General features: G+C 66.8%; 12 protein-coding genes and 1 pseudogene. 7 read left to right on the forward strand and 6 right to left on the reverse strand.

Annotated features, from left to right (window positions below; genetic code table 11):
* Positions 1-6: 6 nt before the first annotated feature.
* The 4 genes and pseudogenes from ASD15_RS05800 to ASD15_RS05810 form a co-directional block, all read right to left on the reverse strand.
* The gene (locus tag ASD15_RS05800; protein ID WP_057153862.1) at positions 7-288 is read right to left on the reverse strand and encodes a hypothetical protein; all 282 of its coding nucleotides are present in this window, start codon (positions 286-288) and stop codon (positions 7-9) included.
* 15 nt (positions 289-303) lie between these two features.
* The gene (locus tag ASD15_RS05805) at positions 304-2,490 is read right to left on the reverse strand and encodes a TonB-dependent siderophore receptor (RefSeq protein WP_082551596.1); all 2,187 of its coding nucleotides are present in this window, start codon (positions 2,488-2,490) and stop codon (positions 304-306) included.
* A 106-nt stretch (positions 2,491-2,596) separates the two neighbouring features.
* Positions 2,597-2,935 carry a cyclophilin-like fold protein gene (locus tag ASD15_RS33760; protein WP_229418083.1) on the reverse strand — a complete coding sequence of 113 codons (339 nt, stop codon included), beginning with the start codon at positions 2,933-2,935 and terminating at the stop codon, positions 2,597-2,599.
* Between the two features lie 48 nt (positions 2,936-2,983).
* Positions 2,984-4,111, reverse strand: a pseudogene (locus ASD15_RS05810) (MFS transporter); the annotation flags it as partial.
* 247 nt (positions 4,112-4,358) lie between these two features.
* Here ASD15_RS05810 and ASD15_RS05815 point away from each other — a divergent pair.
* The gene (locus tag ASD15_RS05815) at positions 4,359-5,252 is read left to right on the forward strand and encodes a LysR family transcriptional regulator (RefSeq protein WP_057153864.1); all 894 of its coding nucleotides are present in this window, start codon (positions 4,359-4,361) and stop codon (positions 5,250-5,252) included.
* A 30-nt stretch (positions 5,253-5,282) separates the two neighbouring features.
* On the opposite strand, the gene ASD15_RS05820 is transcribed toward ASD15_RS05815, so the two are convergent.
* Positions 5,283-6,530: an MFS transporter gene (locus ASD15_RS05820; protein ID WP_057153865.1), complete on the reverse strand. Its 1,248-nt coding sequence runs from the start codon at positions 6,528-6,530 to the stop codon at positions 5,283-5,285.
* Positions 6,531-6,634: 104 nt separating this feature from the next.
* Between ASD15_RS05820 and ASD15_RS05825 the strand changes: the two genes are divergently transcribed.
* Entirely contained in the window at positions 6,635-7,246 is a 612-nt protein-coding gene (locus ASD15_RS05825) for a TetR/AcrR family transcriptional regulator (RefSeq protein WP_057153866.1), read from the forward strand.
* Between the two features lie 24 nt (positions 7,247-7,270).
* On the opposite strand, the gene ASD15_RS05830 is transcribed toward ASD15_RS05825, so the two are convergent.
* Complete coding sequence (locus ASD15_RS05830) at positions 7,271-7,477, reverse strand: hypothetical protein (protein WP_057153867.1); 207 nt, start codon at positions 7,475-7,477, stop codon at positions 7,271-7,273.
* Positions 7,478-7,680: 203 nt separating this feature from the next.
* Here ASD15_RS05830 and nosZ point away from each other — a divergent pair, with 203 nt between their 5' ends.
* Genes nosZ through ASD15_RS05855 form a run of 5 tightly spaced genes read left to right on the forward strand, consistent with a single transcriptional unit; the run spans position 7,681 to position 14,797 of the window.
* Entirely contained in the window at positions 7,681-9,606 is a 1,926-nt protein-coding gene (nosZ, locus tag ASD15_RS05835; protein WP_057153868.1) for a TAT-dependent nitrous-oxide reductase, read from the forward strand.
* 33 nt (positions 9,607-9,639) lie between these two features.
* Positions 9,640-11,790 (forward strand): 4Fe-4S binding protein, encoded by a 2,151-nt coding sequence (locus tag ASD15_RS05840; RefSeq protein WP_057153962.1) that lies wholly within the window; start codon positions 9,640-9,642, stop codon positions 11,788-11,790.
* Positions 11,787-13,058: a nitrous oxide reductase family maturation protein NosD gene (locus ASD15_RS05845; RefSeq protein ID WP_057153869.1), complete on the forward strand. Its 1,272-nt coding sequence runs from the start codon at positions 11,787-11,789 to the stop codon at positions 13,056-13,058. The genes ASD15_RS05840 and ASD15_RS05845 overlap by 4 nt, the downstream gene beginning before the upstream one ends.
* The gene (locus ASD15_RS05850) at positions 13,039-13,986 is read left to right on the forward strand and encodes an ABC transporter ATP-binding protein (protein ID WP_057153870.1); all 948 of its coding nucleotides are present in this window, start codon (positions 13,039-13,041) and stop codon (positions 13,984-13,986) included. Before ASD15_RS05845 ends, ASD15_RS05850 begins: the two co-directional genes overlap by 20 nt.
* Complete coding sequence (locus ASD15_RS05855; RefSeq protein ID WP_057153871.1) at positions 13,970-14,797, forward strand: ABC transporter permease; 828 nt, start codon at positions 13,970-13,972, stop codon at positions 14,795-14,797. The genes ASD15_RS05850 and ASD15_RS05855 overlap by 17 nt, the downstream gene beginning before the upstream one ends.
* The last annotated feature ends 3 nt before the right edge of the window (positions 14,798-14,800 follow it).

The following is a 14,800-nucleotide window of genomic DNA, read 5'->3' on the forward strand; positions in this document are numbered from 1 at the left end:
GCCGGTTCAGGCCCGCGCCAGCAGCCAGGCGGCGCCGCTCATGGCGGCGCCGCCGCCCAGCAGCACGGTCCATACGCGCACCAGGCTGGCTGCGGCGTAGGTCCAGCAGAAGCACGCCAGGAAAACCAGGAACGCGAGCAGGTAGGCCACCGTGCGGGCTTCCCCGTAGGGCAGGCCGGCGGCCAGCAGCAGCGTGATGCCCAGCACCACGCTGCCCCAGACGAATGCGTACGCTCCCAGCAAGCTGGCGGCCACGCGCGAGACGATGTGGCTGGCGGAATGTTTCATGGCGGTTCCTTTGGATTAGAAGCGGTAGTCCATCGTCAGCAGCACTTTGCGCGGCTGGCCATAGGTGTAGGGCGCGCCCCACCAGTAGCTGCCCGAACGATATTTCTTGTCCGTCAGGTTGGAGACGTTCAGCTGCAGCGACAGCTTGTTGTCGAACGCATAGCGCGCCATCACGTCGACCAGCGCGTACGCCCCCTGGCCCACCTTCTCGGTCGCGCCGGTGGCCGGATTGGTTGCGCTGGCAGGACGGTCGCCTTCCCAGTTGACGCCGCCGCCGAAGCTCAGGCCGCTCAAGTCGCCCTGCAGGGTGTACTTGGTAAACAGTTTCAGCTGCTTGCGCGCGTGGTCCACCGCCACGTCCACGCCGTCGGCGTCCTTGGCGGAGAAGTGGGTCCAGCCCAGGCTCACGTTCCAGTTGCGGGCCAGGTCACCGTTCACTTCCATTTCATAGCCTTTCACCGTCACGCCCTGCGCGGTGCGGAAGGCGGGATTGGTGGTGCCCGGCACGAAGAAGCCGACGTCGGCCACCGCGAAGTTGCTCTGCTCGGTGCGGAACACGGCCGCCGAGGCGTTCAGTTTGCCGTCCAAGAACTCGCCCTTCAGGCCGGCTTCGTAGCTCTTGCCTTCCAGCGGGTCGAGATAGGCGCCGTTGCGGTCGCGGTTGGTTTGCGGCTTGAACTGGTCGGTGTAGCTGGCGTAGGCGGAGGTCTGCGGGGCCAGGTCGTACACCAGACCGGCGTATGGGGTGAACACGCGCTTGTGGTCGATCTGGTAGGCCGACGCGGTCCACGCGGCCGCTTCCTCGTCGCGCTGCCAGTTGCTTACGCGGCCGCCGACGATAGCCTTGAGCGCGTCGGTGAACTGCAGGCGCGCGGCGCCGTACAGGCCGGACTGCTCGGTGGTGCCGCGCGAGCCCTGGTAGCGCGGGCCCATGGCCGGCTCCGGATAGGACCCGTCCCAGTGGTTGAAGTCCGGCAGCGGCGCCATGTCGCCCACCAGGTCGCGGTTGCTCCAGCCTTCCGTCAGGCGGCTGTGCGTCAGGCCCACGTTGAGCTCGTGGTTGCGGCCGAACAGCTGGAACGGGCCGCTGGCGCTGGCGCTCACCTGGGTCTGCTTGGGATCGGAAATGTAGTGGTAGGGCAGGCCTTGCAGGCCGAGGCCGGTGGCGCGGTCCGGGTCGCCCCACACCCACAGCAGCTTGGAGTCCTCGTTCTGGCGGTGGTGGCTGATGTCGGCGCGCAGCGTCCAGCGGTTGGCCAAGGTGTGCTGCAGGTTGATGAAGGCGGTTTGCTCGTGCGTGTCCCACTGGTTCCAGCGGGTGGCGGTGGTTTTCGCGGTGTCCCAGTCGGTGCGCGAACCGTCCGTGTACCAGTAGGGCAGGCCGGCCCACAGTACGCCGTTGCGCTCGTCGCGCTGGTCGCTCAGGCCCACGCTCAGGCGGGTGCTCTTGCCCAGGTCCGCGTCCACGACGCCGTAGAACACCTTGTTGTCGGTGTGCTCCAGGTCGATGAAAGCGTCCTGTTTGCCGATGCTGGCGACAAAGCGGCCGCGCACCGAACCGTCCTGGTTCAGCGGGGTGCTCAGGTCCACCGTGCCGGTGCGCTGTTTCCAGGAACCGAGCTGGGCGCTGACGGAACCGGTGAACACCTTGCTGTCCGCATGCTTGCGCACCAGGTTCACGGCCGCCGACGGATCGCCCGCGCCGCCCAGCAGGCCGGTCGCGCCGCGCACCACTTCGATGCGGTCATACATGGCGGTGTTGCCGGTTTCGATGCCGATATTGCCGGTGGCCATGGGGATGCCGTCGAACTGGAAATTTGTGATATCGAAGCCGCGTGCCGACAGCTGGTTGCGGCCCCGGTCCACCGGCTTGACCGAGATGCCGATGGTGCCGCCCAGTGCGTCGGCCACGGTGATCATGGCCTGGTCTTCGATGCGCTGGCGGGTGACGATGGAGACCGACTGCGGCGTGTCGCGCACCGACAGGTTCAGGCCGGTGGCCGTGCCCATGGCGCCCTTGGTGTAGGAATTCGATCCCTCGGTGGCGCCGGTCAGGCTGGCGCCTTGCACCACTACCTGGGGCAGGACCTCGTCGGCGGCGGTAGCGGTATCAGGTTGCGGCTGGTCTTCGGCCTGGCTGTGCATGGCGCACAGCGCAAGGGAGACTGCCAGGACCAGGCGGCGGGGAGCGGGGGGATTCATGGGGTATCGGCCTCTAGATGAGAATGCAAATGAGAATTGTTCGCAATATTATATGGTGAAGATGCCCAATTTGCAAAAAAATGCCGTTGCCCTAGGGGCGGCGCGGTTATCGGCCTCGCTGAAATACCACCCGTACGCCATGCCGCCCCAGCGCTTGCGCCAAGCCGGCAGGATCTGCCACATGCCCGATGCTGGCGTATGCGTAGGGGGAGGGAAACGATTGATAGAAGACGACGACAGTCTTGGCACCGTACAACATGAGGTCGCCATTGCGTATCGTTCCCGGTTTGCTGGCATCCGCTGGCAATGCCGCCGGCAGATCCGCGTGCTTCTCGTTTCCGTTGAGCTCGGCCATCTGCAGTGTCAGCGGCAGCATCCCTGCCAATGCGCGCGCGGTCGCGTTCTCGGCCAAAGTGACGCCGAAGCGGCGTTCGCCGACCACCATGCAGACCTGCGATGTCTCCACTGCAGGGCTGGTGGCGCCCGCTGCATTGGCGCCCTGGGCCGGCTGTGCGCGCGAGGCCAGGAAGGTGAGGAAGGCGGCCATCAGCAGCATGACTGCGCTCGCGATCAGCGTGCTTCGGTATCCGGCCTTGTCGAATAACAAGCCGCCGATGGTGGAGCCGGACGCGATGGCAAGCTGCACAACGGCCACCATCAGCCCGCCTCCGGCTTCCGCATCCCGGGGCAGGGTTTTCGCCAGCCAGGACCACCAGCCCACCGGCGCAGCGGTCGCAACCGCGCCCCAGATGCCCAGCAGTGCGGCCACGATGGCGACCCGGCCGCCAAAGATGGTGAGCGCCACGGCGATCAATGCCATCAGGATGGGAATCGCCACCAGCGTCCAGTAAAAGTTCCACTTCAGGAAGCTGCCGATGACGGTGCTGCCCACGAAGCCACCAACGCCAATTCCCAGCAGGACAAGCGAAAGCGTGGAGATCTCCACGCGCGTGACGGTTTCCAGGAACGGGCGCAAATAGGTGAACAAGGTGAACTGCCCCATGAAGAACGCGGCCACGGCCAGCATGCCCCATGCCACCGCCGGATTCCTGAGCAGTCTGAAGGCGTTGTGGGAGCCCGCCACGCCAGCTCGGGGCTGCATGGCGGGCAGGCTGCACCACTGCCAGGCAAAGGCAAGCAAGGCCACTGGCACCAGGCAGAAGAATGCCCCTCGCCATCCGATCACCGCCCCCAGGTAACTGCCCAGCGGCGCAGCAACCACGGTTGCCAGCGCGTTGCCGCCATTGAAGATGGCCAAGGCGCGCGGCACCTGGTGAGATGGCACCAGACGCATCGCGGTGGCTGCCGACAGCGACCAGAAGCCGCCGACAACCACGCCGATCAGGGCGCGGCCGGCCATATAGAGCAGGTAGTTCGGCGCCATCGCAACGACGGCCCCGGAAATGGCCATCAGCGCAGTCAGCCCCAGCAGGAGGATTCTGCGGTCCATGCTGCCGGCCACTGCCGAAATCGACAGGCTGGTGAGCACCGCGAACGTCCCGGAGATGGCGATCCCTTGTCCTGCCTGGCCTTCGCTGACCAGGAGATCCCTGGCCATCGGGGTCAACAGGCTGACCGGCATGAACTCCGAGGCGATCAGCGTGAAAACGCAGAGCGTCATGGCGAAGACGCCGCCCCATGCTGCCGCTTGTGCATCCGCCTGGCTGCGCCCAAGCGCGCCCTGTTGGGTAATGGGCATATTTTTTTCCAGTGTGCATAGGGAATGAGGCGAACGCTCATCCGTTCAACGCCATCCTAGGGCGCGGCCAGGGCGCCGACACGCGGGAAAGCGGAAAAAGTATATGGGCTGCAGCCATGAATGTTCGGTATATTCATGCTTAAAATCGCAGATAACTTGGGGGCGATGTATGGCCAGAGACAACATTATTGATATCCTGATCTTTTTCGAGGTCGCCCGCGAACGCAGTTTTACGCGGGCCGCGATCAAGCTTGGCATGTCTCAGTCCACGCTCAGCCACATCGTTCGCGATCTGGAGGCCCGGCTGGGCGTGCGGCTGCTGAACCGGACCACGCGCAGTGTTTCGCCGACTGACGCGGGCGAGCGCCTGCTGCGGAACGTGGCGCCCCGGCTTGACGAGGTGCACGCCGAAATCGCTGCCGTCAGCGACTTGAACGGCAAGCCGGCAGGCACGGTGCGCATCACCGCCATCGACCACATTATCGACACGCTGCTATGGCCCAGGCTGGCGCCGGTGCTGCCGGATTATCCCGACCTGAACGTCGAGATGCACTCGGACTACAAGCTGATCGACATTGCGGCAGACCGGTATGACATCGGCGTGCGCTACGGCGACCAGGTGGAAGAGGACATGATCGCAGTCCGGCTCACGCCCGACATCCCGACGATAATCGTCGGCTCGCCTGGCTACTTCTCGTGGCACTCCCGGCCAGCCACCCTGCAAGACCTCATGAAGCACAACTGCATCACCTTGCGGCTGGCAAGCAGTGGCGGCATCTACGCGTGGGAACTGCAACACGGCGGCCGCCGTATCGAGGCCAGGGTGAGCGGGCAGACAGTTTTCACCAGCGCTTTGCCCATGGTGCAGGCTGCACTGAGCGGCAATGGACTGGCATTCGTGACGGAAGATCTGGTGGCTGAGCATGTGCGCGAAGGCCGGCTCATCAGCGTCATGCCGGACTGGTGCGGCAGCTTTCCCGGCCTGCACGCGTACTACCCCAGCCGCCGCCACGAATCAAGAGCGCTGCGCATCGTGGTCGATGCCATCCGGCACAGGGGATGAGCCGTTAACTTCAGCTGGCCGCAAGAGAATCTAATGCACCGCGTGCAGCTTGACCGCCGTTCCCTCGTCGCGCCCGCCCCAGGCGGCGATGGCGGCGGCCATGCCGATGGCGAAGGCGCCGCCCACCACCATGGCGCTGGCCACGCCCAGGTGGTCGACCGCCATGCCGCCCACCAGCGCGCCGCAAGCCAGCGACACCTGGGCCGTGGCGACGAACACGGCGCCGCCGCTTTCCATGGCGTCCGGCGCGGCGCGGAACATCCAGGTTTGCACCGAGATCGGCATCATGCCGAATGCCAGGCCCCAGGTGATGATGAGGGCGGTGGCGCCCCACAGGGTGGTGCCCAGCAGCGGCAGCAGCGCCGCCGACACGCCCATCACCAGGCCGGTGGCGATCAGCGAATTGCGCACGCTGCGCGCCACGGCCCAGCCGCCGATGAGGTTGCCGATGAAGCCTGCCGCGCCATAGGTCAGCAGCAGGGCGCTGGTGGCTTTCGCGCTCAGCCCGCTGATCTGGGTCAGGAACGGCGTCACGTAGGTGTAGGCGGCAAACTGGCCGATGAACACCAGCAGCGTGGCGAGCATGCCCAGGCGGCCTTTTTTCACGCGCAGCAGGGCCGGCAGGTGGGCAAAGGTGGTGGCCTTGTCGGTCGGCAGGCGCGGCAGCAGGAACAGCTGCATCAGGAACACCAGCACGGAAACCGCGCCGGCCGCCGCGAACGCCATGCGCCAGCCCAGCGCCTCGCCGATCAGGGCGCCGGCCGGCACGCCGGCCACGGTGCCCAGCGAGATGCCGGCGAAGATGATGGCGGTGGCGCGCGTGGCGGACGCCGCCGGTACCAGCCGGCCGCCCAGCGCGCCGCCTATGGCCCAGAAGCCGCCCACGCCAATGCCCAGCAGCGCCCGGCCCAGCAGCACCACCGGCAGCGAGTGCGACAGGGCCACGATCAGGTTGGAGACGGCCAGCAGCGCGGTCAGGCCCAGGATCACGTGGCGCCGGTCGCTCTTGCCCACGCCGACGGTGACCAGGATGGCGGCGAACGCCGCCACCACGCCGGGGATGGTCACCATCATGCCGGCGATGCCTTCGGTCACGGCCAGCTCGGCGGCAATGGCGGGCAGCAGGCCCACCGGCAGGAATTCCGTAGTGACCAGCGCGAACGAGCCTACCGCGACGGACAGCACGGCCAGCCACGCGGAGCCGGGCGGCGGGCTGGCGGGGGAGGAAATGGGGGCGTCGCCGTCGGGCGCGCGCAGGGCGTTTGATTTGTTTTGCATGGGTATCCTTATGGCCTGTGCAGTAAAAACACTTGAGTTTTTTACTGATCGGTTCATAATCTACGCCAGCGACGCCTTTGTCAATCAATTTTTAACTGATCGGTATGAAAGATAGTTCCGCCACCGCCCGCAAAACCGGCCGCCCGCGTACCTTTGACGAGGACGCGGCGCTGGAGCAGGCCATGAACGTATTCTGGGAAAAGGGATTCGAGGGCAGTTCGCTGCAAGACTTGACCGACGCCATGGGCATGAACCGGCCCAGCCTGTATGCCATCTTCGGCAACAAGGAGAATCTGTTCCGCATGGCGGTGGAGCGCTACAGTGCGGGCCACGAACCGGAAGCCGTGGCCGCGCTGATGGAGCCGACCGCGCGCGCGGTGGTGGGGCATCTGCTGCGCGCCGCGGCGGACGCGCAAACCGAAGACGGCAAGCCGCACGGCTGCCTGGTGATCAACGGCGCGTTGGCCTGTGGGGAAGAGGCGCTGCCGCTGCGGCAGTCGCTGGCGGAGCGCCGCGCGCAAAAGGAGGACAGGCTGCGCCAGCGTTTCGAACGCGCCCGGCGCGAAGGCGACCTGCCGCCCGACACCTGCGCGCTCCAGCTGGCGCGCTATGTGATGACCGTTTCGCACGGCATGGCGGTGCAGGCCATGGACGGCGCCACGCGCCGGCAACTGCACGAAGTGGTGGACCAGGTGCTGCGCGCCTGGCCATCGTGACCTGACTTCAGCGCTGTTACGGCCTTACTTTCCCGGCCATGCTGCGCGCCGCAATGCGGCCAGCGGCAAGCCGAACAGCGCTGCCACCATCGGGTCGCGCTGCACCAGGCAGTCATTGGGACGGAACCGCAACGGTTCGTCGTCGATCAGCCGGTGCACCCGGTGGCCCTCGCGGCTCACGGTGACGTTCAACTTCGGGCCGACATACCGGCGCGCCAAGTAATCATCCATTTTTTCCTCCTGCGTTAGACCTGGCCGTCATTGTGCGCGCGCCGCGTTGGCCGCGCCATAGCTCGTCCTGCCTAGTCACTCTTCTTTTTCTGTCTCACAGGAAATCTTGATTCAGATCATATCGCCGCGCCGGTACTGGCGCGGACAATGGCGCTTGCCTATCCACACCAAAGCAGACCAAGCACACTAAGGAGTAACAGCAGATGGACAGCAGCAAAAACAACAACGATATCGATGGCGTACAGGTGAGCCGGCGCGGCTTCCTCGGCAAGGGCGCCATGCTGGGCCTGGCCGGCGCGACGGTCGCGCTGGCAGGCTGCAAGGCCGAAGGCGGCAACGCGGCGGCCCCCTCAGGCGGCGCCGCAACTGCCGGCCATGCGGGCGGCAGCGAAGTGAAGCCCGGGCAGCTGGACGACTACTATGCCTTCATCAGTTCCGGCCACGCCGGCGAAGCCCGTGTGCTGGGCATGCCCTCGGGCCGCACGCTCAAGCGCATCCCGGTGTTCAATATCGACTGCATGGTCGGCTGGGGCATCACCAACGAATCGAAAGCCATCATGGGCACGCGCCCGGACGGCACGCTGAAGTACACCACCGGCGACACCCACCACGTGCATGGCAGCTACCGCGACGGCACCTACGACGGCCGCTGGCTGTTCATCAACGACAAGCTGCACTCGCGCGTGGCGCGCATCCGCATGGACACCATGGAGTGCGACAAGATCACCGAACTGCCGAACGTCATGGGCATGCACGGCCTGTTTCCGGACAAGTGCGACCCGGTCGACAAGGCCATCAACTACACCACGCGCGTATTCTGCGGCGCCGAATTCCACGTGCCGCTGCCGAACGACGGCCACGACCTGGATGACCCGTCCAAGTGGGGCGCGCTGTTTACCTGCGTAAGTGCGGCCAGCATGGAAGTGCTGTGGCAGTGCCGCGTGGACGGCAATATGGACCTGGTGGCTACCTCGTACGACGGCAAATACGCCGCCTCCAACCAGTACAACACCGAGAACGCGTCCGACCTGGCAGGCATGATGGCCGCCGAGCGCGACGCCTGCGTGTTCTTCCATATCGAACGCATCGAGCAGCAGATCAAGGCCGGCAAGTTCACTACCATCGGCGCCTCCAAAGTGCCGGTGGTGGACGGCCGCAAGGCCGCCAACGGCGACGCCAAGACGGCGCTCACTTGCTACGTCCCGGTCGGCAAGAACCCGCACGGCGTGAACGCCAGCCCGGACGGCAAGTATTTTGTCTGCTCCGGCAAGCTCTCGCCCACGGCCACGGTGATCGAACTGGCGCGCGTGGACCAGTGGTTCGCCGGGTCCCTCAAGGACGCGCGCGAGGCGGTGGTGGCGGAGCCGGAAATCGGCCTGGGCCCGCTGCACACGGCCTTCGACGGCAAGGGCAATGCCTACACTTCGCTGTTCCTGGATAGCCAGTGCGTGAAGTGGAACGTGGACCAGGCCATTGCCCAGTTCAAGGGCGACAAGGCGGCCAAGGTCATCATCGAGAAGCTCGACGTGCACTACCAGCCGGGCCACAACTACAGCTCCATGGGCGAGACACGCCAGGCGGACGGCAAGTATCTCAACTCGGGCAACAAGTTCTCCAAGGACCGCTTCCTGCCGGTCGGGCCGCTGCACGTGGAAACCGAGCAGCTGATCGACATCAGCGGCGCCGGCATGAAGCTGGTGGCGGACCACACGGCCTACTCGGAGCCGCATGACGGCATCATCGTCAAGCGCGACGTGGTGAAGACGCGCCAGATCTACACCATGAGCGACTTCCCCAACGCGGTGACGCCGGAGACAGCCGGCATCGAGCGGCGCGGCAACAAGGTGCATGTGCGCCTGATGTCGCAGGCGCCGTCGTACAGCATGCCGGTGATTAAGGTGAAAAAGGGCGATGAGGTGACGCTGACGCTGACCAACCACGACAAGGTGGAAGACCTGACGCACGGCTGCGCGCTGCCGACCTACAACGTGAACTTCATCGTCAATCCGCAGGAAACCAAGTCGGTCACCTTCAAGGCCGACCATGCGGGCGCGTTCTGGCTGTATTGCACCCACTTCTGCCACGCGCTGCACCTGGAAATGCGCAGCCGCTTCCTGGTAGAGGCGTAAGCGATGTTCCTGCTGCGGCGCTTGCTGGCGGCCATGCTGGCCTTTCTGCTCCTGCTCGCATCGGTGCTGATGGTGCTGCTGCCGCTGCCGTCGCGCGCCGGCAGCTATGACGCGGACTTGTCCGCCGCGCTGCTGAGCGGCCCGGACTTGTGCGCGCACGCGGACTGCCGGGCAGTGCTGCCCACGGCAGTCCGCTTCACGCAGCGCAAGGGGTCGCCGCAATACGTGGAAGGCTATGCGCGCGCTGCCGACGGCAGCGAGCAGCTGGCCGGCTACGTCTTCCTGTCGACCGACGTGGTCGACATTCCGGCCTACTCAGGCAAGCCGGTGGTCACGCTGATCGGCATGGACCGCGGCGGCGTGATCGCCGGTGTGCGGGTGCTCAAACACTCGGAGCCGATCCTGCTGGCGGGCATCCCGGAATCGGCGCTGCAGCGCTTTATCGGCCAGTACCCAAGCCGGCGCGCCGACGGCCGCTTCGAGATCGGCGGCGACTCCGGGCTGGACGCCATCAGCGGCGCCACCGTAACCGCCATCGCCGAGAACCAGGTGATTGCACGCAGCGCCTATGAAATCGGGCGCCAGGTGGGCATCTTTACGGCGGCGGCCCGTCCGCCGGCCCGCTTCACCGCGCTGGACCTGCGGCAGGACTGGGCCACGCTGGCAAAAGAAGGCAGCATTGCGCGCCTGCAGGTGAGCGCGCGCGCGGCGGGCACGCCGTCGGCCGGCCCCTATATCGATATGCAGTTCGGCTATCTGAACACGGCCAGCGTCGGCAACAGCGTGCTGGGCGAGGAGGGCTACCGCAAGCTGATGTCCGGGCTGGGGCCGAACGAACACGCCATCTTCATCGTGGCGCAGGGAAGCGGCTCCTTCAAAGGCTCGGGCTTCGTGCGGGGCGGCATCTACGACCGCATCCAGCTGCGCCAGGACACCCAGACCTATACCTTGCGCGACACCGACTACCTGAACCTGTACCAGGTGCAGGCCGCCGGCGCGCCTTCTTACACCGAGTCGGCCATTTTCATCATCCGGTCGGCGGACTTCAACCCGGCCTGGCCGTGGTCGCTCAGCCTGCTGGTGCACGGCGCCAGCGCCGGCGGCAAGCCCGGTTTCACGCGCTTCGAACAGGAATACTGGCTGCCGGCGCGCTACCTGGAGGGAGGCCACCCGCGCCTGGTGCGGCCGCAGCCCGCCTGGCAGGCCATCTGGCAGGCACGCATGCCGCAAGTGGCGGCCTTTGCCGCGCTGCTGGCGCTGACCGCCTTGCTGTATTCGCAGCGCGACCGCCTGGTGCGTGCTTCCACCCGCAGGCACAAGCCGCTGATCACCATCCCGCGCACCGTGCTGTGGCTGGCCAGCGCCGGCTTCTTCGGCTTCTGCCTGAAGGCACAGCCCAGCATTACGCAGGTGCTGACCTGGGTGCATGCGCTGCTGTACCAGTGGAAGTGGGAACTGTTCCTGTCGGACCCCTTCATTTTCCTGTTCTGGATCTTCATCGCCGTCACGGTGCTGGTATGGGGGCGCGGGCTGTTCTGCGGCTGGCTGTGTCCATTCGGTTCGCTGCAGCACCTGGCCCTGAAGCTGGGCAAGCTGGTGGGGTTGGAACGCTACCAGCGCCTGCTGCCCAAGCGCCTGCACGACCGCCTGAAATGGATCAAGTACGGCGTGTTCTTCGGCTTGCTGGGCGTGTCGCTGTGGTCGATGGAGAGCGCCGAGATGCTGGCCGAAGTGGAGCCGTTCAAGACCACCTTCCTGGTCGGCGTATGGCAGCGCAGCTGGCCGTACGGCCTGTTCGTGGGCGCCATCCTGGGCCTGGCCATGTTCAGCGAGCGGCCCTACTGCAAGTACCTGTGCCCGCTGGGCGCGGGGCTGGCGCTACCCGGGCGCTTGCGCCTGTTCGGCTTGAAGCGCAAGGCGGAATGTACTTCGTGCAAGGCCTGCGCGGCCGGCTGCGGCTCGCACGCGATCGACGCGCAAGGCCGCATCGACCAGACCGAATGCATGCTGTGCCTGGATTGCATGGTGATGTACTACGACGACCACGCCTGCCCGCCGCTGGTGGGCGAGCGCAAGCGGCGCGAAAAGGCCGGGCAGGCGCTCAGCCGCATCGACGCCGGCGGCCACTTCATCGCGCTCGACAGCCTGCGCGCCAGCATGCCTGCGAAACGGAGCGAGCCATGAGGCGGGCGTTATCCTGGCTGGCGCTGGGGGTGTTCGCGCTGGCGCTGGCGGCGGTGCCGGCGAGTGCGGCGGTGCATGCCGTGCAGCCGGGCATGTCGCTGGCGGCCGCCGTGGCGGACGCCGCGCCGGGCGACACGGTGCGCGTGCTGGGCGGCCAGCATCCCGGCCATCTGCTGATCGACAAGCCGCTGACACTGGAGGGCGTGCACAAGCCGGTCATCAGCGCCGGAGGCAGCGGCGACGTGGTCCGCATCAGCGCCAGCGGCGTCACGCTGACCGGCTTCATCGTGCGCGACAGCGGCGAGGACCTCACTGCGCAGAACGCCGGCATCTATGTGCAGCCGGGCGCGCACCGCGTCACCATCGCCGACTGCGATCTGGTCTACAACCTGTTCGGCATCTGGCTGGAACGCTCCGACGACGCGCGCCTGCTGCGCAACCTCGTCACCGGCCGGCGCGACCTGCAGTCGGCCGCGCGCGGCAACGGCATCCAGGTCTACAACACGCGCGGCGCGCAGGTGATCGGCAACCGCATCAGCCACACCCGCGACGGCATCTACGTCGACGTCTCGCGCGACGCGCTATTCCGGGGCAACGTGATCCATCACGTGCGCTACGGCACCCACTACATGAACACCGACCACAGCACCTGGGAAGACAACCAGGTGCACGACAACCGCGGCGGCCTGGCGCTGATGGAGGTGCGCAACCTGGTGGTGCGCCGCAACCAGGCCTGGCGCAACGCCGACCACGGCATCATGCTGCGCACCATCCAGGATTCCGTCATCGAGGACAACGTCGTCGCCGGCAACGGGCGCGGACTGTTCATCTACGACGCCGAATACAACGTCGTGCGCCGCAACCTCGTGGTCGCCAACCACACCGGCGTGCACCTGTCGGCCGGCTCGTCGAACAACCAGGTGGATGGCAACGACTTCATTGGCAACCAGGAGCAGGTGCGCTTCGTGGCCGCGCGCGACACCGAATGGGGCCGCAGCGCGGGCAACTACTGGAGCAATTACAGCGGCTGGGACCAGGACGGCGACGGCGTGGGCGATTTTGCCTACGAAGCGAACGACCTGGTGGACCGGCTGTCCTGGCAATACCCCCTGATGCAACTGCTGTCCACCAGCCCGGCCCTGCGCACCTTGCGCTACGCGGCGCGCCAGTTCCCCGTGCTGCGCGCGCCCAGCGTGGTGGACCGCCGGCCCCGCATGCAACCCTACCACCCAGATTGGAGACGCTGGAATGCGCTATTCCCCCGATAACGATGCCGACCCCGTGCAACTGCAGGACGTGCGCCGCCGCTACGGAACGGTGCAGGCGCTGGACGGCGTGTCGCTGAGCGTGCGGCGCGGCGAACTGTTTGGCCTCATCGGCCACAATGGCGCCGGCAAGAGCACGCTGTTCAAGATGATGCTGGGCCTGATCCAGCCCAGCGGCGGCACGCTGCGCGTGCTCGGCATGGACACCCGCAGCAGCGCCTTCCGCCACGCGCGCACCCGCATCGGCTACCTGCCCGAGAACTTCGTCACCTACGACAACCTGAGCGGACTGGAAGTGCTGTACCTGTTCGCGGACCTGAAGACAGTGCCGCGCAGCCGCTGCGGCGCGCTGCTGGAGCAGGTCGGGCTGGGAGCGGCAGCCGGCCGCCGCGTGCACGGCTATTCCAAGGGCATGCGCCAGCGCCTCGGACTGGCGCAGGCGCTGCTGGGCGATCCGCGCCTGTTGTTCCTGGACGAGCCGACCAGCGGCCTGGACCCGGCCGGCGTCGCCGACTTCTACGCCATCCTGCACCAGCTGCGCGAGGGCGGCGCCACCATCGTCATCACGTCCCACATCCTGGCCGAGATCCAGCAGCGGGTGGATCGCCTGGCGATCCTGCAGGGCGGACGGCTGGCGGCGCTCGGCACGCTGGGCGAACTGCGCACCAGCCAGCCGCTGCCGCTGCGCATCGACGCGACGCTGCACCGGGGTCTGCCCGCCGCCTCGCTCGACACCTTGCGCGGCCTGGGCATGACGCTGCAGCAGGACGGCGACGGCGCCGCCGCGCGCGCCGCCATCGCCTGTCCGCCCGAGCGCAAGATGCAGCTGCTGGCGGCGCTGGCGCCGCTGGCGTCGGCACTGGAGATCCATGAACCCACGCTGGAGCAGCTGTTCCTGGGCTACGGAGGCGCACATGGCCGAACACACTGAGCGGCGTATTGCGTGGCGCCTGGTGGGCGTGCTGGCGGCCAAGGAGTGGCGCGACCGGCTGCGTAACCGCTGGGTGCTGGCGGTGGCGCTGCTGTTCGCACTGTTTGCGCTGGCCATCGCCTATTTCGGCGCGGCGCAGCAGGGCGCGGTGGGCTTTCGCAGCCTGGACGCCACGCTGGCCAGCCTGGCCAGCCTGGTGGTCTACCTGGTGCCGCTGATCGCGCTGCTGCTCGGCTACGACGCCGTGGTGGGCGAACGCGAACGCGGTGCGCTGGACCTGCTGCTGTCGATGCCGGTCAGCCGCTTCGAGGTCTTGCTGGGCAAATACCTGGGCCTGGGCGCGGCGCTCACCGGCGCCACGGCGCTCGGCTTCGGCGCCGGCCTGCTGCCGCTGGCCAGCCAGCTGACCGTGTCCGAAGGATGGCGCTATGCCGCCTTCGTGGCCGCCGCCATCGCCATGGGCCTGGCTTTTCTGAGCGTCGCCCTGCTGGTGTCGGTGCTCGCCCGCGACCGCGTGCGGGCCAGCGGGGCAGCACTGGCGCTGTGGTTTTTCTTCGTGCTGGTGTACGACCTGCTGCTGATGGGCGCTCTGGTCCTGAGCCAGGGTGGCATGGCCAACAGCGTGTTTGCCACCTTGTTGATGCTCAATCCGGCAGACGTGTTCCGCCTTTACGCAGCCGGCGGCACCGATGCGGGCGGCCTGGCTGCCGTGATGCCACCCGGCATGACCTCCGGCGCCGCGCTGCCGGCGGTCATGCTGACCTGGATGACGCTGCCTTTTCTTATTGCTTACTGGAGATTCAAACAATGAACA

Source organism: Massilia sp. Root351, assembly GCF_001425045.1.
Taxonomy (GTDB): Bacteria; Pseudomonadota; Gammaproteobacteria; order Burkholderiales; family Burkholderiaceae_D; genus Rugamonas.